Below are 26,836 nucleotides of genomic sequence, written 5' to 3' on the forward strand. Positions count from 1 at the left end.
CTCGAGCAGGGGAGACCCCATCTGCCTCAATCCTCCGCCTTGCAGCTGCACGTACCCAGCCCCGCTCCTTCTCCCACCCCCCATTTGCCGGTCGGTCTAACTGGCCGCCCTGGCAGAGGTGTTCGCCGCCGTCCCGGACTCGCGCCGGGTGCGTAGCGCCGCTATCGGCTCGGCACCCTGCTCGCGTTGTGCCTGGTCGCTGTGGTCGACGGTGTCCGCTCGCCATCGGCCCGATGCGCCGGGCCGGCTGGAGCCGCGTCACCGCCGCAGGCGATCATTGCCGGTCACGACCGAACCATGCCACCGCCCTGCTCAGTCTCGCAGCCTGAACGCATCAGCCCTGAGACCTGAGAGACGGGGAACGCGCAGTCAGACACCGTACAAATAAAACCGGTCGGACGACCTGATTCCGGTAGCACTCCGTATCGGTTCGGCGAATCGATGGGATTGAGTCAATTCACATCGGTGAAACGTTCGTTAATAACAGCATCTTCCAGTGGTCTAGTCCAAAACCCGAGTCGGGTGGCGACCGATTCACGCCGACCCTTCCCTGTATGTTCTTTCGAGAGCCCCCGCTTTGACGGCGCCTTACCGACGGCTCCGGCCGGTCGTTATCAACCCTCGTTGATCATTTGTTTCAGCCATCGGCTGTCCTGAACGCCGCATGTGAAAAGTTACGGGAGGGGCGGCACGCATAGCCTGGGCCGCATGACGCATTTCGGCAGCCATGGCGATTACTCGCCGCACCGCAGGCATCGGTCTCCTTCCCGGACGTTCGTCTCAGTGGTCGCCGCACTGGCCGTGATCGTGGGGGGCGGTTACTGGGTTTACTCCAGTCTGATTGCCGATGAGGAAGCGGAGAACCCCCAGGTGGCCGCCGCGAAGGGGGAGTTGGAGAAGTTCCTCGACGCCTGGGAGGCGGGCGATGCCCAGCGGGCCGGCCGGCTGACGGATACCCCGGGCAACGCCCAGTCGTTGATCACTTCCGTCATGACGAACCTCAAACCCTCGAGGACCGAGATCAGCACCGGCGCCGGGAAGAAGAAAGCGGAAGGGGAAATGGACTTTCCGTTCACTGTGAAGATGGCCCTTCCCGGGGTGGGCGACTACTCCTGGGGCTCGAAGGCCAAAGTCGTCGAGAGCAGTGGCGCCTGGAAGGTGGAGTTCCAGACCACGATGGTCCATCCCGGGATGGTTGCGGGGCAGACGCTCGCCCTGAAGTCGCGGGACCGGGCGGCCATCCTCGACGCGAGCGGGGACGAGCTGCGGTCCGCCTCACTCGTCGGCATGACCGACCCCGCGACCGGCAAGGGGGTCTCGGGCCTCCAGGCGCGCTACGACAAGCAGCTCACCGGCGGCTCCGGCCCGTCGAAGTCGGTCGTGGTCGTGGACCGCCAGTCGGGCCAGGTGGTGAAGAAGCTCACCGGCACCGAGGCGAGCCCGGGCAAGCCTGTGCGGACGACTATCGATCCGGAGGTCCAGGAGGCCGCCGCCGAGGCCCTGGGCGCAGTGAAGAAGAACGCGGCGATCGTCGCCGTCGACCCCTCCAGCGGGCACATCCTCGCCGCCGCGAACGTGCCCTCCGGGATGAACCGCGCGCTGGAGGGCCGCTACCCGCCAGGCTCCACTTTCAAGGTGGTGACCGCCGCCGCCCTGCTGAAGCAGGGGATGAAGCCGTCGGACCGGGGGGAGTGCCCGAAGTTCGCCTACGCCAACGGCCAGCGCTTCGAGAACCAGGACAAGTTCGTGCTGCCTGCCGGGTCCACCTTCCGGGACAACTTCGCCCACTCCTGCAACACCTTCTTCGTCAACTCCCGCGCCAGGCTGTCCGAGTCCTCCCTGCACGACACCGCCGGGGCGTTCGGTATCGGCGGCGCCTGGGACGTGGGCGCCGCCACGTACGACGGCAGCGTCCCGGTGGCCACCAGCGACAACGACAAGGCCGCTTCCACCATCGGGCAGGCCCGGGTGCAGACGTCCCCCCTGGCGATGGCATCGGTCGCGGCGACGGTGAAGGAGGGTGTCTTCAAGCAACCCGTCCTGGTGCCCGACGCCGTGAAGAAGCGGTACGAGGCGCCCGCCCGGCTCGACGCCGGCGTCGTCGAATCCCTGCGCTCCATGATGCGCGCGACCGTCACCGACGGAGCCGGCTGGGCCCTCAAGGGTATCCAGGGCGAGCCGCACGCGAAGACGGGCACAGCCGAGTTCGGCGACGAGACCCCGCCGCGCACGCACGCCTGGATGATCGGCTACCAGGGTGACCGGAACCTGGCCTGGTCGGTCCTGCTGGAGGACGGGGGATCGGGCGGTTCCGACGCGGGTCCGGTCGCGGCGAAGTTCCTCGAGAATCTCGTCGGATGACACGCCCGCGTTCCATGCTTTCCTGAAACTGAACAGCTGTACGGGGGACTCGGTTGTGCAGGCAACCAGGAGACGGACCCGTCGAGAGTGTGCCGGTCTTCCACGAAGGCCGGCATCGTCTCGCGGCCGCACTCCGGCAACGGTTCCCCCTCCCGCACGGTTGCCAACACGGAATATGCCGATGCCATGTCCACCCTTCTCGGGCGAGGGCGTGGTTCCTTCACAAGGGGGATCCGCCATGAACACCTGGAATGACGTGACGATCCGGCTGCTCGGTCCGGTGAGTCTCGTGAAAGACACCGTGCCGATACCCATCAGGGGGCAGCGCCAGAGACGTTTCCTCACGTCCTTGGCGCTACGACCCGGACAAGTCATCTCCAAGGAAGCGATCATCGAGGATTCATGGGACGGCGAGCCGCCCCTGACCGTCTCGGGCCAGTTACAGACCTCGGCCTGGACGATCCGTAATGCCCTGTCGGAGGCAGGGCTCGCCCGCGACGCCCTCGGCTCCCACGACCGCGGCTACGAGTTGAGGGTGCCGACGGACTCCATCGACCTGTTCGTCTTCCGCGACAGGGTACGCGGCATCCGGGAACTGCACGCCCGCAGACGGTACCAAGAGGCGTCCGAGCAGCTCGACGCCGCACTGGCCCTGTGGAAGGGGCCGGCCTTCGCCGACGTCACTTCCAGCCGGCTGAGGCTGCGGGCGGAGACCTTGGAAGAGGAGCGGACGGTGGCGGTCGAGCTGCGTGCCCTGATCGACGTCGGTCTCGGACACTACGGCGACGCGATCACACGCCTGTCGGAACTGGTCTACCGCGACCCGTTCCGTGAGGACCTCTACGTCAGTCTCATGAAGGCCTACTACGCGGAGGGCCGCCAGGCGGACGCGATCCAGGTCTTCCACCGGGCCAAGGACATCCTTCGGGAGCAGATCGGGATCAGTCCGGGGGAGAGGATGACCAGCGTGATGCAGGCCATCCTGCGCCAGGACAAACGGGTCCTGCGCGTCTCCCCCTCGGCATGACGTGAAACGTACCGGCCGGAGCGCTTCTCCTCGCGCGCTCCGGCCGTACGGCGATCCCCCGTCAATTTCCTAAAAGCACGCGCTCTGCCGGAATTCCGGCCGTATGAAGCGGGTCGGCCGTCGTCGTACAAACGCCGGCGGATGATTTTCTCCCGTTGCCCGGAAAAGCGCGAAGAGCACTCCGAGAGAGCTCGAAGAGGATCGCAAGAGCCGAGCCCGTTAGCATCGGGATCGCGAAATATGCAGTTCATACACCACGGCAAGCCGCCGCTTGGGAGACCTGGAAATTCATTCCGCGCCACAGGGTTCTCGCAACTCATAGAGGCGCACTCGAGGGAGAGTGCAATGAAGAACTATTCCAGTGAAAACTTCCTGGATCTCAACGCATTTCGCGGTACGGGTGAGGACCCGGTCTACCACCCCCCTGTCCTGACCGGACGGCCGCGTGACTGGCCGCTCGACCGGTGGGAGGAAGCGCCTCGCGACCTCGGATACTCGGACTTCTCCCGCTACCAGTGGCGGGGCCTGCGGATGCTCAAGGACCCGGACACGCAAGCAGCCCTCCATGACCTGGTCCAGGAAGTGCGCCCGCGCACCATCGTTGAACTGGGTGTGTACAGCGGAGGGTCGCTGGTCTGGTTCCGCGACCTGACCAAACTCATGGGGATCGACTGCGAGGTCATCGGAATCGACAGGGACCTTTCCCGGTGTCAGATACCCGACAGCGAGAAAACGAACATCTCCCTCCGCGAAGCCGACTGCTCCGACATGGCGACGTTCGAGCAGTTCCGTGACCTGGCCCACCCGCTCATCTTCATAGACGACGCCCATGCCAATACGTTCAACATCATGAAATGGGCGGTCGACAACCTGCTGGACCAGGGTGACTATTTCATCATCGAGGACATGATTCCGTACTGGCACCGGTACAGCCCCAAGCTGCTGGTCGAATACCTCGCGGCCTTCCACAAGGTGCTGACCATGGACATGGTGTACGCCAACGCCAGCTCGCAATTGGACCGCGGCGTCTTCCGCCGATCGTGAAGGCGCGAGCGTACGGCAGCAACGGGCAGGACCTCAGGGGAAGAGGACGTCATGCCGACCGTGTCGAGTCTCTTGTACTACAGCGCACCACTTACGCCGGAGGGCCGGGACGGCGATTGGTGCATCGACGCCTTGTCACAGCAGCCCGAGGTGATCGTCAACTTCCGCATGGCCGCCTTTGAGGCGACCATCGCCGATGTGCGTGAGAGCACCGTCGAACCGAAACTTGACGAAATGGGTTTCGAGAAGGTGGTGTTCCCCACGCGGGTGGACCAGCGGGCGCTGACGGAAAGCTCCGCACCGGCGCTCGAGCGCTACCAGAAGGAAACGGAAGAACTGCTGAAGTCCCTTACCGGCGCCGATGCCGTGGAGTTCTTCGACATTACCCGGAGGCGGGAGAACGCCGACGTCCCCCGGGAGTCGTTCCAGCAGTCCTCGCACATGCGTGTGCATGTCGACCAGACCCCGACGAGTGCCCGGGCCCGCGCTGCGAGCCATGGCGAGCCGGGACGCAGATACCGCAGGTTTCAGATCGTCAACGTCTGGCGACCGCTGATCGAGCCCGTCCGCAATTACCCGCTCGCCGTGTGCGATTACCGGTCGGTGGACCTTTCCGCCGATCTGGTCGCCACCCGGCTGGATTTTCCCGAGTGGCTCAAGGACCGTGAGAGCTATTCCGTGAAGCACAACCCCGGCCACCGCTGGCACTACTGGCGGTCGCTCTCACCCGACGAGGCGATCGTCTTCAAGTGTTACGACAGCGCGAGCCGTGACCTCGCGATGGTCAGTGAAGGCGAAGAGCGCGAGGGCCTGCTGGATGTGGCCGGGCTCTGTCCGCACTCGGCGTTCTTCGACGAGAAGGGGCCCGCCACCGGGCACTTGCGGACCTCTCTGGAAATGCGGGCTTTGCTTTTCTACAACTGATCGCCGATCCGGAAACCGAGGAAAGGATCAGAGGAGCAGGTGAACATGACTGACAAGACGGTACCCATCTTCAGCCTTGCCGAACTGCAAAAGGGTCTCGACCAGGAGAAGTTCCGCAAGTGCGTGACGGAGATGGGGGTCTTCTACCTCACCGAGTACGGTGCGACGGAGAAGGACCACCAGCTCGCCACCGGCATGGCGATGGACTTCTTCCAGCACGGCACTCCGGAGGAGAAGCAGGCCGTGACCACCAAGGTCCCGACCATGCGCCGCGGATACTCCGCGCTCGAAGCCGAGAGTACGGCCCAGGTGACCAACACCGGCACGTACACGGACTACTCGATGTCGTTCTCGATGGGAATCTCGGACAACCTCTTCCCGTCGCACCGGTTCGATGAGGTGTGGACGGACTACTTCGACCGCCTCTACACCGCTGCCCAGGAAACCGCGCGGGTCGTGCTGAACGCGAGCGGAACGTACGACGCCGGCGACATGGACACGCTGCTGGACTGCGACCCCGTGCTGCGGCTGCGGTACTTCCCCGAGGTCCCGGAGGACCGCGCCGCCGAGCAGCAGCCGCGGCGGATGGCACCGCACTACGACCTGTCCATCGTCACGCTGATCCACCAGACCCCGTGCGCCAACGGCTTCGTGAGCCTCCAGGCCGAGGTCGGCGGCGAGCTGGTGGACCTGCCGGCCGTGCCGGACGCCGTGGTCGTGCTGTGCGGCGCCATCGCACCCCTGGCCACCCAGGGCACTGTACCCGCGCCCAGGCACCACGTACGCTCCCCGGGCGCCGGCATGCGGGAAGGCAGCGACCGCACGTCGAGCGTCTTCTTCCTGCGCCCCTCGACCGACTTCACGTTCTCGGTCCCCAAGGCCCGGCAGTACGGACTCGACGTCAGCCTCGACGCCGAGACCGCCACGTTCGGCGACTGGATCGGGACCAACTACGTCACGATGCACGCCGCCCACAAGGCATAGGAGCGGGTCTCTCCCTCCCGGGAGACAGGTGCCAACGCTCGTGCCCCACGCACTGAATGACCAGGCATTTCGCTCGTTACACGTCGAGGGAGCAATCATGGAATACAGGTCTGACGCCGTCTTCGAGAAGCCTTCGATCTTCCGGGCGGGGGTCCGGGAGTACGCGGAGAGCTCCTCCTCGCCGGTCTCGTCCGCGCTGGTGGAAATCGCCCAGGAAACCGCCCGGTTCGCCCCTGAATGGGCGGACATCTCGTCCGCGCCCGTCCAGGCGACCTTCCTCCAGATGCTGATATCCACCGGTGATATGCGCCGCCTGCTGGAGGTGGGCACGTTCACCGGCCACGGCACCGTCGCCATGGCCTCGGCCCTGCCGGACGACGGCGAGATCGTCACCATCGACAGCTACGTCACCGACAAGCGGGCCCACGACGTGGCCACGCGGGCCTTCGCACGCAGCCCGCACGGGCACAAGGTCAAGCCCGTCATGGACGACGCCCTCTCCGGCCTCCAGAACGTCGACGGGGACTTCGACCTGATCTTCCTCGACGCGGACAAGCCGAACTACATCAAGTACTTCGAGACCATCCTCGCCCGCGACCTCCTCCGGCCCCGCGGCCTGCTGGTCGTCGACAACACGATGTGGGGCGGCGAAGTCGTCAACCCGCGCAGCCTTCCGCCTGCCGAGGAGGCGCGCACGGGCGAGGAGTGGATGGAGCGCATGTTCGCCAACTGGGCGCACGACGTCGTCAAGTTCAACAAGCACATCGCCGACGACCCCCGCGTGCGTACCGCACTGCTCACCGTCCATGACGGCATGACCCTCGTCCAGCTTGCGTCGTGACCGCGCTGGGAGGTATCGGACTTTCGGTGGGCACGATGCTGCGGCGGGCGACCGCCGTGGCACCCGGCAAGGAGATACGCGAGACCGACCTTGCCGGGCAGGTCCTGGGGAGGTCCTGGGCAGCGTTGCAGGAGCGCGTCCGGCGGCTGGTGGACGCCCTGCCGGGTCTCGGTGTCAGCCAGGGCGCCGCAGTGGCGACCTTCGCCTGGAACAGCACGCGGCACCTCGAATGGTTCTTCGGTGTCCCCATGGCGGGCGCCGTCCTGGTGCCGGTCAACGTCCGGTTCTCCGACGAGCAGATCGAGTGGGTCGTGGCCCACTCGACCGCCCGGGTGATGGTGGTCGACGCCTCACTCACGGGGCAGCTGGCGAGGCTGCTGCCCCGGCTCGGCTCGGTACGCCGGTTCGTCGTGATGCCCGATGGCGGCGAGGTGGACCCCGCGTTCGCCGATGCCGTCCCCTACGAGCGGTTGCTGGACGAGGCCGACCCGGCCGAGCCGCGCGACGTGGCGGAGAACCGCATCGCATGCGTGTGCTACACGGGCGGCACCACGGGCAACCCCAAGGCTGTCGCCCACTCGCACCGGTCCCTGGTCCTGCACTCCCTCGCGGTGTGCGCGGCCGACGCCTACGCGGTTGGTGAGCGCGATGTGATCTTCCCGCTGACCCCCCTGTTCCACGCCGCCGCCTGGGGGCTGCCGTACGCAGCCGCCCTGGCGGGCGCGGGCCTGGTGTTCACCGGACCGCACCTCAACCCCCGGGCCATCGCCGAAACCCTGGAACGGGAGCAGGTCACCCTGTCGGCCGGCGTGCCCAGCTTCTGGCTCGCCCTGGACGACATGGATCCTCCCAAAGAGGTGTTCGAGTCGCTGGAGCGCATCATCTGCGGTGGCTCGGCGATCCCCTCCGGTCTGGTGCACCGGTACGCCGACCGCGACGTGACCATGCATCAGGGGCTCGGCATGACGGAGAACATGGCGCTGGTCGCCCTGACCAACGTCCGCAGCAGCCGTGAGTCCCTGCCCGAGGAGAAGCAGCTGGAACTGCACCACACCCAGGGCCTGGCGGTCCCGGGGGTCGAGCTGCGACTGGTCGGCGAATCGGAAGAGACGCTGCCGCACGACGGGGTGACCCAGGGCGAACTGGAAGTCAGGTCGCTCTGGGGAGCGACGCGCTACGAGAACCCGGGCGACGACTCCAACACCACGAAGTTCCACGACGGCTGGCTGCGCAGCGGGGACATCGCGTCCATCGACCCGGACGGCTACGTACGCATCACCGACCGCAGCAAGGACCTGATCAAGTCCGGCGGCGAGTGGATCAGCTCCATAGCGGTCGAGTCCGCGCTCATGGACCACCCCGACGTCCGGGAGGCGGCCGTCGTCGCCGTGCCGGACGCCCGGTGGCAGGAGCGGCCGCTGGCCGTGGTGGTGGCACGCCCGGACACCGCGGTGACAGCCGACCGGCTGCGGTCCTTCCTGCTGAGCCGGCTGACGAAGTGGTGGGTGCCGGACCGCTTCGAGTTCGTCACCGAGATCCCGAAGACCGCCACCAACAAGTTCGACAAGAAGGCGCTGCGCAGCCGTTACGCGGACCACTGACACGAACAGGCCCCGGCTGAGGCCGCCCCCATTTGCCGGTCGGTCCAAGCCGTACGACCACGGAGGCATCGCGCATGCGACTGCACAACACCGGCGCGTGGCAGCCCGGTGACCCCCCGGGAAACCGGCGGTTCATCGAGACCCACTCGGCCGACGCACCACTCGTACTCTTCTCCGGACGGACCCTCGGACCGGTGACCATGTCGTACGAGGCCTGGGGCACGCTCGACGAGGACCGGAGCAACGCGGTCCTGATCCTGCCGCCGCTGAGCATGACCACCCACGCGGCAGGGCCGGCCGGGCCGGGGCACCGCGCCGAGGGCTGGTGGGACACCCTGATAGGTCCCGGCAAGCCGATCGACACCGACCGCTTCCACGTGGTCGTCGCCAACAACCTCGGCGGCTGCGACGGAAGCACCGGTCCCGCGAGCCTCGACCCCCAGGGCAGGCCCTGGGCCTCGCGGTTCCCCGCGCTCGACGTGGTGGACCAGGTCAACGCCGAGGCCGCACTGGCCGACGCCCTGGGGATCGAGCGCTGGCACACCGTCATCGGCATGTCCATCGGCGGGGCGCGGGCCCTGGAGTGGGCGGTCTCCCGCCCCGACCGGGTGGGCCAGGTCCTGCTCCTCGCCGTGGCGGCGGCCACCCGTGTCGAACAGGCCGGCCACACCCACCTGGAACTGGAACTGATCCGGCGGGACCCCCATTTCCACGGGGGCGAGTTCTACCACCTGCCGGAGGGCTGCGGCCCGCGCACCGGAATGTCCCTGGCCCGCAGCTTCGCCCACATCCGCTACGGCACGGAAAGCTACTGGCAGGACCGGTTCGGCGGCGAGGCCTGGTACCACGACTCGGACGGGTGCCACGACAAGTTCCGCGAGTACGTGCTCGCCCAGGGCGACAAGGTGTGGGAGCGCTTCGACGCGAACTGCTACCTGGTGCTCGCCGAGACCGCTCTGAGCGCCACGGTGGCGCGGGGCCGGGGAAGCATCGCCGACGCGCTCGCACGGATCACCGCTCCCACACACATCATCGGCTTCAGCACCGACCGCGCCTACCCCTACGAAACCCAGCGAGAGCTGGCGGACGGCATTCCCGGCGCCCGCGTGGACATCGTGGAGTCGACCCTCGGTCACTACGGCTTCCTCCTCGAACCCCAGCTGACCGAGCCCCACCTCCGCCACGCTTTCGGATAGGTGAACCGGTGCTTGCCGTGCTCCTCCTGGGCGCCTTCATGCCCACCCTGGACTTCTTCATCGTCAACGTCGCCGTACCGTCCATCAGCACGGACCTCGCCGCGACCAGCGGCGAGACCCAGCTCGTGGTGGCCGCCTACGCCATCGTCTACGCGTGCCTGCTGGTGCTCGGCGGCAGGCTCGGCGACTACTGGGGGGCCAAGAAGGCGTACCTGATCGGGACCGCCTCGTTCACGGCGGCGTCGGCGGTGTGCGGCTTCGCCCCGGACGTGTGGTGGCTGATCTGCGGACGAGCGCTCCAGGGCGCCGCCTCCGTCGTGCTGTTCCCGCAGGTGCTCACGCTCATCCGGACCCACTACCCGCCGGCGGAACGCCCCCGGGTGATGCGCGTCTACGGCCTGGCACTGGGCAGCGCGATGGCCGTGGGGCAACTGCTCGGCGGACTGCTGATCAGCCTCGACTGGATGGGCCTGTCCTGGCGCTGGTCCTTCCTCATCAACCTCCCGGTGGGGCTGGTGACGCTGCTCCTCGCCCCGCGGCTGCTGCCGCCGACGAGTCCGCTGGGGACACTGCGGTTCGACCGCACAGGTGTCCTACTGTGCGCCGTCGGCATGGTGCTGCTGGTGCTGCCCCTGACGGTCGGCCGCTCGGTCGGCTGGCCGTGGTGGACCCTCGTCATGCTGGCCGGAGCGGCCGTGGCACTGCCCGGATTCTGGCTCTGGGAACGCCGCGCCGAAGCCCGTGGGCACGACCCGCTCCTACCGCCGAGCCTGCTGCGCGTCGGCGTTCTGCGCATCGGGCTGCCGACCGTGTTCGCCTTCTACGCCTCCCTGTCGTCGTTCCTGTACGTGCTGGCCGTGCTGCTCCAGGAAGGGCGCGGCCTCACACCGGGCCAGGCCGGGCTGGTGTCCAGTCCGCTGGCCCTCGGCTTCTGCGGGGCGAGCATGGCGTCCTCGTCCCTCACCGCACGCTGGGGCACCCGCCCCCTCAAAGCGGCGATGTGCGTCCAGATCGCCGGCTACGCGGCTCAGTTCCCGCTGCTGCTCGCGGAGCCCCGAGACGTGAACATCCCCGCGCTCACCGCACTGCTCGCCGTCAACGGGGCCTGCACCGGAACCGTGATGAGCCCACTGCTCGGCCTCATCGTCGACGGGATGAAGCCCGCACAGGCAGGGGCCGCCAGCGGGCTGCTGGCCACCACCCAGCAGGTGGGGGGCGCCGTCGGCCTCTCCGTCATCGGCATCGTGTTCTACGGCATCACCCGGCACACGCCACCGGACCCGGAACAGATCACCACCGGCTACCGATACGGCCTCGTCTACCTGGTCCTGGTGTCCGGGGCCACCCTGGCCGGACTGTCCCTGCTGGCGCGTACGCGGGACAGCCACCCCTCCGGGCAGACACTGGCAGGCACCGCCCACCGGTTCCGGTCGCAGAAGTAGGACCGGCCGGTACATGGCGGCGGCGTCCGCGCGTGCGGGGCACGGAACTCACGTCCCCAGCAGCTTCTTCAGGGCGTCCGCCAGCCGATCGATCTCATCTTCGGTGGTGTAGAAGTTCGCCGAGACCCGCAGCAGCGGCCCGTCCGGCCGCTCGCCCACGGCCGCCTCGATCCGGAAGCGCTTCCAGAGATCTTGGCGCAACCGGTCCGCATTCGTTCCCCGGGGCAGGCAGAACGCCACCATGCCGCCGGACAGTTCCGCTGCCTCGGGCGTGGCCGGTTCCAGACCCTGCTCGCCGGTCAGGCGCAGGCGGGCGTGACCGGCCAGCTCACGCCGACGCGCGCGGATCCGGTCGAGCCCGAGCCCGGTCTGGAAGCCGATCGACTCGGGTACCGCGAGCCACGGGCAGATGTCCCGCGTCCCCTCACACTCGAACCGGCGCAGTCGCGGAGTACTGCCGAACCGGTCCCGCTCGTCCGGCGGCCCGCTGCCCTCCGGAGGGTGGTACGCCCAGCTCACCTGGGCCGGTTCCAGACCACCCTCGTGTCCCGGCCCGAAGTGCACGAACCCGACACCGGTGGGTGCCAGGAGCCACTTGTGGCCGCTTCCCGCGTAGAAGTCGTACGGGATGTCCGCCAGGTTCAGGTCGAGGAACCCCGGCGCGTGGGCACCGTCGACCACGGTCACGATGCCGCGCCGGCGGGCCTGTTCGCACAGGTCGGCGGCGGGCAGGACCAGGCCGGTCGCCGAGACGACATGGCTGAAGGACAGCAGCCGGGTCCGTGGACCCATCGCGGCGACGGCGGCGTCCACGATCTCGCCGGGGCCGGCGGGCATCGGCGGCAGCCGGAACGTCCTCAGCGTCAGGCCCTGCCGCTCGGCCATCCGCTCCCAGCACCACCGCATCGGTGTGTACTCGCTGTCGGTCAGGAGGATCTCGCCCGGCGCGGCCAGGCTCAGCGAGGACGCCACCAGGTTGACGGCCCCGGTCACATTGGTGGTGAGGACCAGCCGGTGCGGGTCCCCGCCCAGGAAGCCGGCCAAACGCTCGCGCGCCGTCCACAGCAGCGGGGGGACCTCACGCAGCAGGAAGTCCATCGGCGCCTCGGCGAGACGGGCGCGCAGGCCGGTGACGCGTTCGAAGGCGATGCGCGGCAGCGGGCCGCCGGAGCCGGTGTTGAGGTTGACGGCGGTGGGGTCGAGCAGCATGCGGCCGCGGGCATCTTCCCAGTCGGCAATGGCCATGTCGTGATCTCCCGGAAATTGAGAAAAAAGGGGGCCCGCCAGCATTCGGTCGACGTGAAGGACGCTAGCAGTCGCCGCACATCGCCGACAGATGCTTTTCTGCCGTTTCCGGTAACTCATGAAGAGAACTCCGAGAGAGCTCGAAGAGGCTCTCAAGAGCAGTGCAGGGCAGTATTGGGAGACCAAAATTCCCAGTTCACCGCAGTGGTCGGCCAGCGCTTGAAAATTCTGACAACTCATCCTGCTCTACAGGAGTTTTCGCTCATGGGTGAACAAGAACACCGTCCCGCCCCCGCCCCCTCGGAAACGGCAAGTCTGAGCGCTCGGGACGTGCATCGCACGCTTGAGCCCCACGTGCTCGTAGACGGCTATGACCTCGTGCTCGACCTCTCCGCCAGCTCCGGCACCTGGCTCGTCGACGCCATTACGGAAAACCGCTATCTCGACCTCTTTTCCTTCTTCGCCTCTGCGCCGCTCGGCATTAATCCGCCCTGCATTTCCGAAGACCCGGAATTCTTGAGGGAGCTCGCCGCGGCGGCTGTCAACAAGCCCGCCAACCCGGACCTCTATTCGGTTCCGTACGCCAGGTTCGTCAAGACTTTCGCCCGGGTCCTCGGCGACCCGCAGCTGCCGCACCTCTTCTTTGTGGACGGCGGGGCGCTGGCAGTGGAGAACGCGCTCAAGGTGGCTTTCGACTGGAAGGCGCGGAAGCTCGGTCTCGATGAGCAGGCCGTAAACCGGCTCCAGGTCCTCCACCTGGAGCGGTCGTTCCACGGCCGCAGCGGCTACACCATGTCGCTGACGAACACCGAACCGGCGAAGACCGCCGGCTTCCCCAAGTTCGCCTGGCCGCGCATCCCGTCCCCCGCCATCCAGCACCCGGCGGCCGAGCACACCATTGCCAACCAGGAGGCCGAGCGACGGGCTCTGGAGGCCGCCGAGGCGGCGTTCCGCGCCGCGGACGGCATGATCGCGTGTTTCATCGCCGAGCCCATCCAGGGCGAGGGCGGGGACAACCACCTCAGCGCCGGTTTCCTCCAGGCCATGCAGCAGCTCTGCCACGAGTACGACGCCCTGTTCGTGCTCGACGAGGTCCAGAGCGGCTGCGGGATCACCGGAACGGCCTGGGCCTACCAGCAACTGGGCCTCCAGCCCGACGTGGTGGCGTTCGGCAAGAAGACCCAGGTGTGCGGCGTGATGGGTGGCGGGCGGGTCGACGAGGTGGCGGACAACGTCTTCACCGTCTCCTCCCGGATCAGCTCGACCTGGGGAGGCAACCTCGCCGACATGGTCCGGGCCACCCGAATCCTGGAGACGATCGAGCGCACGCAGCTGTTCGACACCGTCGTCCAGCGCGGCAAATACCTCTGCGACGGCCTCGAAGCCCTGGCCAACAAGCACTCCGGCGTCGTGACCAACGCCCGCGGTCGCGGCCTGATGTGCGCGATCGACCTGCCCGACACCCGGCGCCGCGACGAGGTCCTGCGACGGATGTACCAGGACCACCAGGTGATCGCGCTGCCATGCGGCGAGCGCAGCCTCAGGTTCCGCCCTCCGCTCACGATCAGCGAGAGCGAGATCGACCAGGCCCTGGAGGCGCTCGGGCAGAGCGTCGCAGCACCGGCCGCCTGACGCACGCCCCGTAGTCCCACCCGCGGACAACAGCACCACACGTGGCACGTCGCCCGGTGCCCCCCAAACTCCGGGCGGCGTCCTCACGCCATCTCACCGGCACGTTCGCATACATCCTGCACGACGGAGAGCCCACGAATGATGTCAGCACGGTATCCGACGACCGCCGCGGACTGGACTGCCCGCCTTGATGGAGTGTCAGGCGAGCGCTGCGATCTGGAAATGCTCCTGAAAGACGAGTGGCGCAACAAGATCGCGGTACGGGACGACGACCCCGGTGTTCGTGCCACCAAGCACCGGGAACTACTCGTCGGCGGACAGGACTACGCCACCCTGAGGAAGGCGCTGCGCGACCACGACGGCCTGTCGGTCGGCGCGTACGCGCTCGCCACCCTGCACAGCGTCATGCGCGCCTACGGCCATGGGAACCAGACGGTCGCCGCGCTGATCGACGCCACCGGAACGGCCGGCCCGCGCACCGCCCCCGTCCTGCCGGTCGTGGTCGACCACGCCGAACAGGCCCGGCTCACCTGTCTCGCGGCGATCCGGGAGCTCGACGGGGCGCTGCGCCGCAAGGACGCGTACATGAGCCCCGGCGAGGTGCTCCAGCGCGGCCTGTTCGACGCCCTGCTCGTGCTCACCGACCACGAGCCCGCCCTGTCGGACCTGCCGCCGTCCCCGCTCACCCTGATCGTCCGGGACGCCGAGGCCGACGGTTGCCTGCGGTGGACGCTGGCCTACGCGGCCGAGCTGTTCGAGGAGAGGACCATCGCAGGCGTCCTCGACGTCGTACGCGAGGTGTTCAGCCAGTTCCTCGGCCGGCCGGCCGAACCGGTCGCGGGTATCGAGCTGGTGTCGCAGGAACAGCGCGAACAGCTGCACAAGTGGAACGACACCGACGGCGACTTCCCCGAGGGGAAGCGGCTGAACAACCTGTTCGAAGAGGCCGCGCGGCGGTCGCCGGACCGCGAGGCCGTCGTGTTCCGCGACACCACGCTGACCTACCGGGAGGTCGACGAGCGGGCCAACCAGGTCGCGCACTGGCTGCTCGGCCCCGACATGGGTGTGCGGCCACAGGAACTGATCGGGCTGTACCTCGACAAGAGCGACCTGGGCGTCGTCGCCACCCTCGGGATCTGGAAGTCCGGCGCCGCGTACGTGCCGGTCGACCCGTCCTACCCGGCCGACCGCGTGCGTTTCATCGTCGGCGACACCGGACTGTCCGGCATCATCACCAACCGGCACCACGCGGCCCGGCTGAGGGAGATCCTCGGCCCGGAGCACGCCACCGTACGCGTCATCGAGATCGAGACCGTGCTCGCGCGGGCGGACGCCGCCGGGGACGCCGTGCGCGACGCCCCGCGGCTGCCCCTGGACAGCCAGGACCTCGCCTACGTCACGTACACCTCCGGCACCACCGGTGTGCCCAAGGGAGTCCCCAAGTACCACGACAGTGTCGTCAACAGCATCACGGACCTGTCCGAGCGGTACGACATGCGGCGGCCCGGCGAGGAGCGCGTCGCCCTCTTCGCCTCGTACGTCTTCGAACCTCACCTCAGGCAGACCCTGATCGCGCTCGTCAACGAGCAGACCCTGGTGATCGTCCCCGAAGAGGTCAGGCTCGACCCCGACCGATTCCCCGCGTACATCCAGCAGCACGGGGTCACCTACCTCAACGCCACGGGATCGGTCCTCCAGCACTTCGACCTGCGCCACTGCACCAGCCTGAAGAGGCTCCTGCTGGTCGGTGAGGAACTCACCGCGGCCGGGCTGCGCCAGCTGCGCGAGAAGTTCTCCGGTCTCGTCATCAACGAGTACGCCTTCACCGAGGCGGCCTTCGTCACCGCCGTCAAGGAGTTCGCCCCCCGCGTCACGGAGCGCAAGGACCGCAGCATCGGCCAGCCGGTGCGCAACGTCAAGTGGTACGTGCTCAGCCAGAACCTGAAGCAGCTGCCCATCGGGGCCATCGGTGAGCTGTACATCGGCGGCTGCGGTGTCGCTCCGGGCTACCTCAACCGGGACGACTTGACCGCCGAGCGGTTCACGCCGAACCCCTTCCAGTCGGACCAGGACCGGGCGCGCGGGCTGAACTCCCGCATCTACAAGACCGGCGACCTCGCCCGGATGCTCGCCTCCGGCGAGGTGGAGTTCCTCGGGCGCAGCGACTTCCAGCTGAAGCTGAACGGCGTCCGCGTCGAGCCCGGCGAGATCGAGGCGCAGGCGACCGAGTACCCCGGCGTGCGCAAGTGCGTCGTCGTGGCCCGCGAAGGGGCCGGCGGCCCCGCGGACCGCCACCTGGTCGGGTACTACGTGACGGAGCCCTCGGCCGAGGTGACCGAGGACGAGCTGCTGGAGTTCCTCGAGCAGCGGCTGATCCGGATCATGGTCCCCGCCCGGATGGTCCGCCTCAGCAGCATCCCGGTCAACGTCAACGGCAAGGCGGACTGGCGCGCGCTGCCCGAGGTGGACCTTGCCCGCCCGGCTCCGCCCACGGCCACCGGCACCGCCGGCGTCAGTCGCGCGAAGGGCGCCACCGGCGGTGTCCTCGACGAGCTCCGCGAGATCTGGAGCACGGTCCTCGGCGTGCCGGCGGCACGGATCGGCGACCGCGACGACTTCTTCCGGCTCGGCGGCCAGAGCATTTCCTGCATCCTGCTCATCGCCCGCGTGCGGCGGCGGCTGGGTGTCTCCATCAGCGTCGAGGACGTCTTCACCCTCAGGACGCTGGGCGAGCTGGCGCACCACCTGGACCAGCGGCAGGACCAGGAACCGCAGCCCGGACCGGGTGCGGCCGCCGAGCCGGTCCCGGACGCGGGTGAGCCCACCCGGCTCCTCGCGAACGGCCTGCAACAGGGCCTGCTCTACCACGCCCTGAAGCGCCGCAACGGTGACGACGCCTACGTCATGCAGTCGGTGCACCGCTACCACTGCGGCATCCGCCCCGACCTGATGAAGGAGGCGTGGCAGCACGCGCGGCGGAAGTACCCCGCGCTGAGGCTGCGCTTCGCATGGGCCGAGGAACCGGTCCAGATCATCGACAACGACGACCAGCCCTTCGACTGGCGGTTCGTCGACCTGAGCGACGTGGCGGACCCTGGTGAGCAGGACGCCCGCGTCAAGGAACTCCAGGAGCGGGACCGGACCGAGCCGTACGACCCGGCCGAGGGCCGGCTGTTCCGCGTCTACCTGATCAAACAGCGCGAGGACCTGTTCTCGCTGCTCTTCAGCTGCCACCACATCATCCTGGACGGGTGGAGCCTGCCGGTCCTGCACGACGACGTGCACCGCACCTACCTCGGCCTGCTCCGGGGCGACGCGCCCGAGCCGGCCATGGACGGCGCGTACGCGGCGGCGCAGCGGGACTGGGAGGAACGCCGGGGCGACCACGCCGAGTACTGGACGCAGCAGGTCGAGCGCATCGACGAACGGGGCGACTTCGGCGGGCTGGTCAAGGAGGACATCCGCTACCAGGTCGATCTGAGCGACTACGACCACGTCCGGGAGCACCGGACGAAGAAGCTGTCCCTCGGCGGCGAGCGGACCGCCGCGCTCAAGGCGGTGTGCGCCGCCCACCAGGTCACCCTGCACTCGGTGCTGCAGTTTGTGTGGCACAAGGTGCTGTACGCCGTCGGCGGCGGGAACACCACGGTGGTGGGGACGATCGTCTCCGGACGCAACCCCCACATCGACGGCATCGAGAACTCGGTGGGCCTGTTCATCAACACGCTCCCCCTGATCGTCAACCACGACGACCAGGCGGCGAAGAGCGTCGGCGCGGCCATCAGCGAGATACAGACCGCCGTGAACACCATGAACAGCAAGAGCACCGTGGAGCTGGGCCGGCTGGAAACCGGCGGCATGAAGCGGCGGCTGTTCGACACACTGCTCGTCCTGGAGAACTATCCGCGACTCCTCGACGAGGACGAACAGCGCCACCACAACGGCCTTCTCCGATTCGAGAAGGCCTACGACGCCGACAAGGTCGACTACCCCCTCGCGGTCGTGGCGTGCGAAGAGGACGACGAGCTCACAGTCGCCCTCTGGTACGCGGGTGAACTCTTCGACGACTCCACCATCGACACGCTGCTCGACGTGACCCGGACCCTGTTCGGGCAGGTGGCGGACGACATCGCACGGCCCGTCGACACCCTCGAGCTCGTCCCGCCGGCGATGGTCGAACGCTTCGACGACTGGAACCGCACACAGGCCGCCTTCCCGGCCGACAAGACCCTTCACGGCGTGTTCGAGGAGATGGCCGCGGCCTGGCCGGACGAGATCGCGGTGGTGTACCGCGAGACGCGGCTGACCTACCGCGAGCTCAACGAGCGCGCCAACCTGCTCGCCCACTACCTGCGGTCCGTCGTCCAGCTCCGGCCGAACGACCTAGTCGGCCTCGTCCTGGACAAGAACGAGCTGATGATGACCGCGATCCTGGCGGTGTGGAAGACCGGAGCGGCGTACGTGCCGATCGACCCGGCCTACCCCGAGGACCGGGTCGCCTTCATGCTGGAGGACACCCGGGCACAACTGGTGCTGACCAACCACGCCCACGGCGAGCGGCTGCGCGGCCTCACCGCCGAGGCGGGACTGCCGGTGGTGGACGTCGACCGCCTGCCCATGGGCTACCGGTCGACCGAGAACCCGGTCACGGAGGTCACGAGCACCGACCTGGCCTACGCCATCTACACGTCCGGCACCACGGGCAAACCCAAGGCGGTACTCGTCGAGCACCGGGGAGTCGTCAACCTCCAGGTCTCCATGGCCAAGCTGTTCGGCCTGGACAAGAGCCGGGGCGACGAGGCACTCCTGTCGTTCTCCAACTACGTCTTCGACCACTTCGTCGAGCAGATGACCGACGCCCTGCTCAACGGGCAGAAGCTGGTGGTGCTCGACGACACCATGCGCACCGACGTCGAGCGCCTGTACAGGTACATCAACGACGAGAACGTCACGTACCTCTCCGGCACACCGTCGGTCCTCTCGCTCTACGACTACTCCAGGACGACCTCCCTCACCCGTATCGACGCGATCGGCGAGGACTTCACCGAGCCGGTGTTCAACAAGATCCGGGGGATGTTCCGGGGCACCGTCATCAACGGGTACGGCCCGACGGAGATCTCGATCACCAGCCACAAGCGGCTGTACGCGGAGGGAGAGCGGCGCGCCACCAAGAGCATCGGCCATCCGGTCGCCAACACCGCGTGCTACGTGCTCAACAAGGCGATGCAGCGCGTCCCGGTCGGAAGCATGGGCGAGCTCTACATCGGCGGCACCGGCGTCACCCGCGGCTACCTCAACCGCGACGAACTGACGGCGGACCGGTTCCTGGACAACCCGTTCCAGACCCCCGAGGAGAAGGCGGCGGGGCAGAACGCGCGCATCTACCGGACGGGCGACCTGGTCCGGTGGCTGCCCAACGGCGAGCTGGAGTGCCTGGGCCGCACCGACCTCCAGGTCAAGATCCGGGGACAGCGCGTCGAGCTCGGCGAGGTCGAGGCCGCCCTGTCGTCGTACCCCGGCGTCACCCGGTCCCTGGTGATCGCCCGCGAGCACCGGACGACGGTGACCGGGGTGACGCAGAAGTACCTGGTCGGCTTCTACGTCTGCGACAGTGAGCTCGACGAGCAGGACGTGAAGCAGTGGATGCGCACCAAGCTGCCCGAGGCCGTGGTGCCTTCCCGTATCCTGAGGATCACCGACATCCCGGTGACACCCAGCGGAAAGCTGGATACCCGGCGGCTCCCCGAGACCGACTTCGGGCCCGGGGACAGCGCCGAGTACGTGGCCCCGTCGAACGACATCGAGGCCAAGCTGTGCGGCATCTGGGCCACGGTGCTCGGCATCGCCCCGGACCGCGTCGGCGTGCACGACGACTTCTTCGCCCTCGGCGGCGACAGCCTCCGCGCGATGGTCCTCGCGCAAGCCATCACCACCAGCTTCGGCCGTGGCCTCGGCGTCGCGACCGTGCTCCAGCACACGACCCTCAAAGCACAGGCGAAGCACATCCGGGACACGGCCGCTCAGGCGGACGACGACCCCGCGGAGCCGGCGGTCGGACGTGCCACGACGGGCGACGGGAACCCCCCGGTGTCGCTCGCGCAGGAACGCCTGCTGTTCATCGACGAGTTCGAGGACGGCACCGCCGCGTACAACATCCCGTTCGTCCTCAGGATCAGGACGGACGACACCGCGACGCGGGACGCCATGGGCGACGCGCTGCGCACGCTGGTGCGCCGCCACCCCGCGCTGCGCACTCTGCTGAAGACGGACCAGGACGGCGTCCGGAAACAGCACACGCTGCCCGAGGACGACGCGGCGGCCATGATCGACCCCGCCGTCCACACCGTCGACAGCACCACCGAGCTGGACGACAGGCTCGTCGAGCGCGCCGGGTACGTGTTCCGGCTGCACGAGGAACTGCCCCTGAAGGCAGACCTGTTCCAGCTCGGCACGGAGCCCGACGGCCTTTATCTGAGCATCGTCCTCCACCACACCTGCTTCGACGGCTGGTCGTGGGACATCTTCCGCCGCGAGCTGGCGGCGCTGCTGAGCGGCGTGCCCGAGGCGGAGCTCGGGACGGTCCGTGGCTCGTACGCGGACTTCGCCGTCTGGCAGCGGCAGCACCTGACCGGCCGGCGGCTGGCGGAACTCACCGGGTTCTGGACGAACGCGCTGGCCGGGTTCGAGACGGTCGGACTGCCGCTGGACCGCCCGCGTCCGGCCCGGTTCGACTACCGCGGCCGGGAGTTCGAGTTCGCCGTCGACGAGCCGACCGCCCAGGCGCTGCGGGACCTGGCCCAGTCGGCGAGGGTGAGCCTGTACAGCGTGCTGCTCGGCGCCTGGTGCCTGATGCTCAACACGTACACCGGCCAGCACGACCTCGTCGTCGGCACGCCCACGGCCAACCGGGGGCGTCCGGAGTTCGACCGCACGATCGGCTTCTTCGCGAACCTGCTCGCGCTGCGCGTCCGGGTCGACTCCGACGCGTCGCTGCTGGACTACGTCCGCTCGGTCGGCCAGGACGTCGTCGCGGCCCAGGTGCACGGGGAGCTGCCGTTCGAGCAGCTCGTGAAGGAACTCGAGCTGGAGAAGGACCCGAGCCGCCACCCCGTCCTGCAGATCAACTTCACCCTGCAGAACGTCACCGACCGCACCCACGGTGCCACGGCGGACGGGCAGCCGGAGCTGACCGCGTACACCCCGGACGGAGGGGGCTGGACGGCCACCAAGTTCGACCTGTCGGCCACCCTGACCGAGACTCCGGGCGGGCTCGCGGGCAACCTGACCTTCGCCGCGTCGCTCTTCGACGACGCGAGCGCCGACGGCTTCATCTCCACGTTCCAGCACATCCTGACCCAGTTCGCCCGGCTCGCCACCGACGCGGACCAAACCCGGCTGACCGACGTCACCTGCGTCGGCGAAGCGGACCTCGCGGCGCTGCTGCCCGCCGGCACCGGTGACGAAGCCACGCCCGGCACCGCCGCCGGAGCCGCCCGGACGCTGCACGCCGTGTTCGAGGAGACGGCGGCCGCCTGGCCGGACGAGATCGCGGTGGTGGACCGTGAGACGCGGCTGACCTACCGGGAGCTCGACGAGCACGCCAACCGGCTGGCGCACTACCTCAGGTCCGTCGTCGAGCTTCGGCCGAACGACTTCGTCGGCCTGGTACTGGACAAGAGCGAGCTGATGATCACCGCGATCCTGGCGGTGTGGAAGGCCGGAGCGGCGTACGTGCCGATCGACCCGGGCCATCCCGACGACCGGGTCGCGTTCATGCTGGACGACACCCGGGCACGGGTGGTGCTGGCGAACGAGACCCACGGCGAGCGGCTGCGCGGCCTCACCGCCGAGGCAGGGCCGCAGGTGCTGGACATCGAGCGCCTGCCGCTGGACGAGCAGCCCGCCGGGACCCCGGACACTCCGGCGACCGCCGCCGACCTGGCGTACGCCATCTACACGTCCGGCACCACCGGCGCACCCAAGGCGGTCCTCGTACCGCACCGCGCGGTGGACAGCTTCCGGAAGCAGGTGAGCCGGCGCTACTTCGACGGCCCGGACATCTCACGCGAACGTGTGCTCTTCCTGGCCAACTACGTGTTCGACTTCTCCGTCGAGCAGCTGGCACTGTCGGTCCTGGCGGGCCACACGCTGATCGTCCCGCCGCCCTCACCGGGCCACGACGACGGCTTCTACGACTACGCCAACAGCGCGGGGCTGACCTATGTGAGCGGTACGCCGACACAGATCCAGCAGTTCGACCTCGCGCGACTGACGGGCCTGCGCTGCGTCCTGGTCGCCGGAGAGGCCTTCCACGAGCGGCACTTCGACAAGATCCGGCGAGAATACGCCGGACCGCTCGTCAACGCCTACGGCACCACGGAGACGGCCGTGTACAACACCGTCCGCCGCTTCGAGCCCGGTGAGCCCTACCGCAACAGCTTCGGCGACCCCCTCGGCAACACCCGGCTCTACGTACTCGGTGAGTCGATGCGACTGCTTCCCCCGGGTGCGGTCGGCGAGCTGTACATGGCCGGCGAGTGCGTCACGGACGGCTACCTGAACCGGCCGGAGCTCACCCGTGAGCGTTTCCTGGCGAACCCGTTCCGGACCGAGGCCGAGCACCGGGCCGGCCGGTACCCGGTGCTCTACCGGACCGGTGACGTCGTCCGGCGCACCCGGAACGGCGAGATCGAGTACGTGGGACGCAACGATGCCCAGGTCAAGATCAACGGCCTCCGCATCGAGCTCGGTGAGGTGGAATCGGTCCTGGCCACCTGTCCCGCGGTGCGCGAGTGCGCCGTCGTTGCGGTGGCGGACGACCGCTCGCCCGACAGCAGGCGGCTGATCGGCTACTACGCCGTGGATGACGGGACGACCGTCGACGAGGACGAGATCTTCGCGGCGCTGCGAGCCACGCTCATGCCGGGCATGGTGCCGTCGCTGCTGGTGCGGCTCGACCGGCCGCTGCCGATGACCATCAACGGCAAGCTCGACACCAAGGCCCTGCCGAGGGTCGGCTTCTCGGCGAAGCGGGTGGCCTACGCCGCTCCGCGCAGCCGGACCGAGGCGCGACTGTGCCAGCTGTGGAGCACACAGCTGCTGGGCGGCGGCACGGTGGGCATCGACGACGACTTCTTCCGGTCGGGCGGCGACAGCATCAGCGCCCTGCACCTGGCGAGCCAGGTGCAGCGGGAGGCCGGGCGCAAGGTCAGCGTCAAGGACATCTTCGACTTCCCGACCGTGCGGCACTTCGTCGACAACGTCCTGGCCGCTCCGCAGGGCGCGCGCGGCACAGCGGGCGAGCAGGGCGAGCAGCCCGAGCAGGGCCGGCTGACCGGTGACTGCCCGCTGCTGCCCATCCAGGAGTGGTTCTTCGCGAAGCCGCTCGCGGACCGCGCCTGGTGGAACCACAACTTCGCCATCACCACACCCACGCTCGAGGTGGCGCGGCTGCGGACCGCCCTGGCCCAGCTCGTCGCCCACCACGACGCGTTCAGCTTCCGCTACCGGGGGACGGACGGCGACGCCTCGGAGGTCGTCCAGACCTACACCGGGGGCAGCCCAGAGGTCGTGCTGCACGAACTCGACGTAAGCGCCATGCGGGAGGAGGAGATCAGCCGCCGGCTCGCCGAATGGCAGAGCGGCTTCGACCTCACAGACGGCCCGACCGCCTGCGTGGCGTACCTCCACGGGTACGACGACGGCACCGCGCGGGTCTGGTTCGCCCTGCACCACCTGATCGTCGACAGCGTCAGCTGGCACATCCTGGCGCAGGACCTCGAGATCCTCTACCACGGTGGTGAGTTGGAGGAGAAGACGAGCAGCTACCGGCAGTGGGCCCAGGCCCTCGCACGCTACGTCCCCGGCGAGGACGAGCGGCGGCTCTGGGCGGAGACCGCCCGCGGACTGGCGTCCGCGACGCCGGGCGCCCTGTCGGCACAGGCCGGGGCGGTTTCCCACCGCGAGGAGTTCGCACTGAGCCCGTCGGACACCCGCACCCTGCTCACCGAGAGCCACTGGGCGTACGACACCGACATGAACGACCTGCTCCTGACCGCGACCGGACTGGCCCTGCAATCGGTCACGGGACGGGCGACGAACTACGTCACGGTCGAGGGACACGGCCGCGAACGCTTCGACGGAGCACCCGACGTCCGCGACACCGTCGGATGGTTCACCACGATGTACCCCCTGGCCGTCGAGGCGGACCAGGAGGACCTCGGGCGCAGCATCCTCGGCACGAAGCAGTCCATCCGGCGCGCACCGCACCACGGTGTCGGCTACGGCGTGCTCTTCGGCCGGTACGGCAGCGAACAGGCGCCGCTACCGCCGGTCAGCTTCAACTACCTGGGGCGGCTGTCGGACGAGGAGCAGCAGACGCCGGACGCGACGGGGGGCTGGCGGCTGGACTCGGCGATGTCGGGCAGCAACATCTCCGAACGCAACCGGGAAGCCGACCAGTTCGGCCTCGACGTGACGATGAGGTGCGCCGGAGGCCGCCTCGTCACCGTGGTCGACAGCCGCCTCGACCGGGCCACCACCCAGCGGTTCACGGCTGAACTGAAGGTGTGGCTGGAGCGGCTGGTGGCGCACACGGCGACGGCGCCGGGCCGGGGGACGGGCCACGCGCCCGCCGTCCCCCAGGCCGCCCCCGAGGAGGCCTTCGACCCGTACATCCTCGTCAACGAGGAGAACGCGGAGCACACCCTCTTCGTCTTCCCGCCCGGCGAGGGCGGGGCCGAGAGCTATCTGAGCAACATCGCGCAACGGCTGCCCGGGTACCGGCTCGTGCTGTTCAACAATGTGCACCTGCACTCGCCCATGGAGTCCTTCGAGGCCCTGGCCGAGTACTACCTGGAGCACGTCCGGCACCTGCGGCCGTCCGGCCCGTACAGCTTCGTCGGCTGGAGCTTCGGCGGTGTTCTCGCGCTGGAGGTGTCGCTTCAACTGGCCCGCGCGGGCGAGAAGATCGACGACCTGTTCCTCATCGACCCGTACTTCAACGTCCTGCAGGCGTCGGCCGCCATCGGTCTCCCCGACGTCGAGGACATCCTCGACCCGATCAACTACCACTACGCGCCGAGCCGGGCGGACCTGGAGCAGCTCGGCGCGAGCATCGGAAGTCTCGTCATGTTCAAGGCGGACGAGCTGAACGAGATCGTCCGCGACGACCAGCAGCGCCGGCTGTTCGAGTTCTACCGGCGCTCGCCGTACAACGGCCTGGACACGCTCCTGCCGGCCGAATCGATCGAGACGCACCTGCTGCGTGGCGGGACCCACCATTCGTGGGTGCGGAACGAGCGTCTGGTCACCGGAATGTGCGAGCGTATCTCGGCGTCGGAGCAGAAGAGGCCGATGGGCCGTTGAGTCAGTTGTGCGTCGTGTCCGGTCACCAGCACCAGCACCAGGTGCAGAGTCCATGGAGGTCTTGATGCCCATTTTGATGCCGTCGGCAGAGGTTCCTACGATCGACATCTCGCCGCTGTTCGGCGATGACGCGAACGAGAAGACGCGGGTCGCGCAAGAGATCAACAAGGCGTGCCGCGGGTCCGGTTTCTTCTACGCGTCCCACCACGGCATAGACGTACAACTGCTGCAGGACGTGGTCAACGAGTTCCACCGTAAGATGACCGACCAGGAGAAGTTCGGCCTGGCGATCAACGCGTACAACAAGAACAACCCGCACCTGCGCAACGGCTACTACATGGCCGCCAAGGGCAAGAAGGCGGTCGAGTCCTGGTGCTACCTGAACCCGTCGTTCAGTGAGGACCACCCGATGATCACGTCGGGGACGCCGCTGCACGAGGTGAACATCTGGCCCGACGAGGACAGGCACCCGCGCTTCCGGTCCTTCTGCGAGCAGTACTACGGGGAGGTGTTCCGGCTCTCCCGGGTGCTGATGCGGGGATTCGCGCTGGCCCTGGGCAAGCCCGAGAACTTCTTCGACCCGGCCCTCTCGGAGGCCGACACGCTCTCCGCCGTATCGCTGATCCGCTACCCGTACCTGGAGGACTACCCGCCGGTCAAGACGGGCCCGGACGGCATGAAGCTGAGCTTCGAGGACCATCTGGACGTGTCGATGATCACCGTTCTGTTCCAGACCGAGGTGCAGAACCTCCAGGTCGAGACCGTCGACGGCTGGAAGGACCTGCCGACGTCCGGCGACAATTTCCTGGTCAACTGCGGCACCTTCCTGGGGTACCTCACGAACGACTACTTCCCGGCGCCGAACCACCGGGTGAAGTTCGTCAACGCGGAGCGCCTGTCCCTGCCGTTCTTCCTCCACGCCGGCCACAACAGTGTGAAGGAGCCGTTCGCCCCCGAAGGCATCGGTGACAAGGAGCTGAACCCGACGATCCCGTACGGCGACTACCTCCAGCACGGTTTCCACGCGCTGATCGCCAAGAACGGCCAGACCTGAGGCCGATTCCCCAACGGCGGGGGCGGTCTGCGCCGGTTCGACGGTTTCTTCGCGGGCCGCTGGGAAACCGAGGAGGCGCCGGCGCGACCGACGCGGTCGCCCCGCAGCGCCGGGCACA

At 68.3% G+C, this 26,836-nt stretch carries 13 protein-coding genes; 12 read left to right on the forward strand and 1 reads right to left on the reverse strand.

Annotation, left to right across the window (positions count from 1 at the left end; all coding sequences use genetic code 11):
• Positions 1-708: 708 nt before the first annotated feature.
• From ABTZ94_RS03130 to ABTZ94_RS03170, 9 genes are all read left to right on the forward strand, one after another.
• Entirely contained in the window at positions 709-2,361 is a 1,653-nt protein-coding gene (locus ABTZ94_RS03130; RefSeq protein ID WP_351196912.1) for a penicillin-binding transpeptidase domain-containing protein, read from the forward strand.
• Positions 2,362-2,599: 238 nt separating this feature from the next.
• On the forward strand, positions 2,600-3,388 hold the full coding sequence (locus ABTZ94_RS03135; protein WP_351196914.1) for an AfsR/SARP family transcriptional regulator: 789 nt from the start codon (positions 2,600-2,602) through the stop codon (positions 3,386-3,388).
• A gap of 345 nt (positions 3,389-3,733) precedes the next feature.
• Complete coding sequence (locus ABTZ94_RS03140; RefSeq protein ID WP_351196916.1) at positions 3,734-4,432, forward strand: CmcI family methyltransferase; 699 nt, start codon at positions 3,734-3,736, stop codon at positions 4,430-4,432.
• A 51-nt stretch (positions 4,433-4,483) separates the two neighbouring features.
• On the forward strand, positions 4,484-5,356 hold the full coding sequence (locus ABTZ94_RS03145) for a CmcJ/NvfI family oxidoreductase (protein ID WP_351196918.1): 873 nt from the start codon (positions 4,484-4,486) through the stop codon (positions 5,354-5,356).
• Between the two features lie 45 nt (positions 5,357-5,401).
• Complete coding sequence (locus ABTZ94_RS03150) at positions 5,402-6,340, forward strand: 2OG-Fe(II) oxygenase family protein (protein WP_351196920.1); 939 nt, start codon at positions 5,402-5,404, stop codon at positions 6,338-6,340.
• 97 nt (positions 6,341-6,437) lie between these two features.
• Complete coding sequence (locus tag ABTZ94_RS03155; RefSeq protein ID WP_351196922.1) at positions 6,438-7,181, forward strand: O-methyltransferase; 744 nt, start codon at positions 6,438-6,440, stop codon at positions 7,179-7,181.
• The gene (locus ABTZ94_RS03160) at positions 7,178-8,782 is read left to right on the forward strand and encodes a long-chain-fatty-acid--CoA ligase (RefSeq protein WP_351196924.1); all 1,605 of its coding nucleotides are present in this window, start codon (positions 7,178-7,180) and stop codon (positions 8,780-8,782) included. The genes ABTZ94_RS03155 and ABTZ94_RS03160 overlap by 4 nt, the downstream gene beginning before the upstream one ends.
• 74 nt (positions 8,783-8,856) lie before the next feature.
• Positions 8,857-9,978: a homoserine O-acetyltransferase MetX gene (gene metX / locus ABTZ94_RS03165; protein WP_351196926.1), complete on the forward strand. Its 1,122-nt coding sequence runs from the start codon at positions 8,857-8,859 to the stop codon at positions 9,976-9,978.
• A gap of 8 nt (positions 9,979-9,986) precedes the next feature.
• The gene (locus ABTZ94_RS03170) at positions 9,987-11,420 is read left to right on the forward strand and encodes an MFS transporter (protein WP_351196928.1); all 1,434 of its coding nucleotides are present in this window, start codon (positions 9,987-9,989) and stop codon (positions 11,418-11,420) included.
• 48 nt (positions 11,421-11,468) lie between these two features.
• On the opposite strand, the gene ABTZ94_RS03175 is transcribed toward ABTZ94_RS03170, so the two are convergent.
• Positions 11,469-12,665, reverse strand: coding sequence for an aminotransferase class V-fold PLP-dependent enzyme (locus ABTZ94_RS03175; protein WP_351196930.1), 1,197 nt, complete (start codon positions 12,663-12,665; stop codon positions 11,469-11,471).
• A 264-nt stretch (positions 12,666-12,929) separates the two neighbouring features.
• Here ABTZ94_RS03175 and lat point away from each other — a divergent pair, with 264 nt between their 5' ends.
• The 3 genes from lat to ABTZ94_RS03190 all read left to right on the forward strand — a co-directional run bounded on the left by lat (position 12,930) and on the right by ABTZ94_RS03190 (position 26,718).
• Positions 12,930-14,297, forward strand: a complete 1,368-nt coding sequence (gene lat / locus ABTZ94_RS03180) for an L-lysine 6-transaminase (RefSeq protein ID WP_351196932.1) — start codon at positions 12,930-12,932, stop codon at positions 14,295-14,297.
• 222 nt (positions 14,298-14,519) lie between these two features.
• Positions 14,520-25,664: a non-ribosomal peptide synthetase gene (locus ABTZ94_RS03185; protein ID WP_351196934.1), complete on the forward strand. Its 11,145-nt coding sequence runs from the start codon at positions 14,520-14,522 to the stop codon at positions 25,662-25,664.
• A 64-nt stretch (positions 25,665-25,728) separates the two neighbouring features.
• On the forward strand, positions 25,729-26,718 hold the full coding sequence (locus ABTZ94_RS03190) for a 2OG-Fe(II) oxygenase family protein (protein WP_351196936.1): 990 nt from the start codon (positions 25,729-25,731) through the stop codon (positions 26,716-26,718).
• The last annotated feature ends 118 nt before the right edge of the window (positions 26,719-26,836 follow it).

This window comes from Streptomyces sp. NPDC002785 (assembly GCF_040295565.1).
In the GTDB taxonomy this organism is placed as follows: domain Bacteria; phylum Actinomycetota; class Actinomycetes; order Streptomycetales; family Streptomycetaceae; genus Streptomyces.

What these genes read in the sequence shown, in the direction of transcription:
- ABTZ94_RS03150 (WP_351196920.1), top strand. Translation starts at nt 5,402, where the DNA reads ATGACTGACAAGACGGTACCCATCTTCAGCCTTGCCGAACTGCAAAAG.
- ABTZ94_RS03185 (WP_351196934.1), top strand. Translation starts at nt 14,520, where the DNA reads ATGCTCCTGAAAGACGAGTGGCGCAACAAGATCGCGGTACGGGACGAC.
- ABTZ94_RS03190 (WP_351196936.1), top strand. Translation starts at nt 25,729, where the DNA reads ATGCCCATTTTGATGCCGTCGGCAGAGGTTCCTACGATCGACATCTCG.
- ABTZ94_RS03130 (WP_351196912.1), top strand. Translation starts at nt 709, where the DNA reads ATGACGCATTTCGGCAGCCATGGCGATTACTCGCCGCACCGCAGGCAT.
- lat (WP_351196932.1), top strand. Translation starts at nt 12,930, where the DNA reads ATGGGTGAACAAGAACACCGTCCCGCCCCCGCCCCCTCGGAAACGGCA.
- ABTZ94_RS03135 (WP_351196914.1), top strand. Translation starts at nt 2,600, where the DNA reads ATGAACACCTGGAATGACGTGACGATCCGGCTGCTCGGTCCGGTGAGT.
- ABTZ94_RS03140 (WP_351196916.1), top strand. Translation starts at nt 3,734, where the DNA reads ATGAAGAACTATTCCAGTGAAAACTTCCTGGATCTCAACGCATTTCGC.
- ABTZ94_RS03145 (WP_351196918.1), top strand. Translation starts at nt 4,484, where the DNA reads ATGCCGACCGTGTCGAGTCTCTTGTACTACAGCGCACCACTTACGCCG.
- ABTZ94_RS03155 (WP_351196922.1), top strand. Translation starts at nt 6,438, where the DNA reads ATGGAATACAGGTCTGACGCCGTCTTCGAGAAGCCTTCGATCTTCCGG.
- metX (WP_351196926.1), top strand. Translation starts at nt 8,857, where the DNA reads ATGCGACTGCACAACACCGGCGCGTGGCAGCCCGGTGACCCCCCGGGA.
- ABTZ94_RS03175 (WP_351196930.1), bottom strand. Translation starts at nt 12,665, where the DNA reads ATGGCCATTGCCGACTGGGAAGATGCCCGCGGCCGCATGCTGCTCGAC.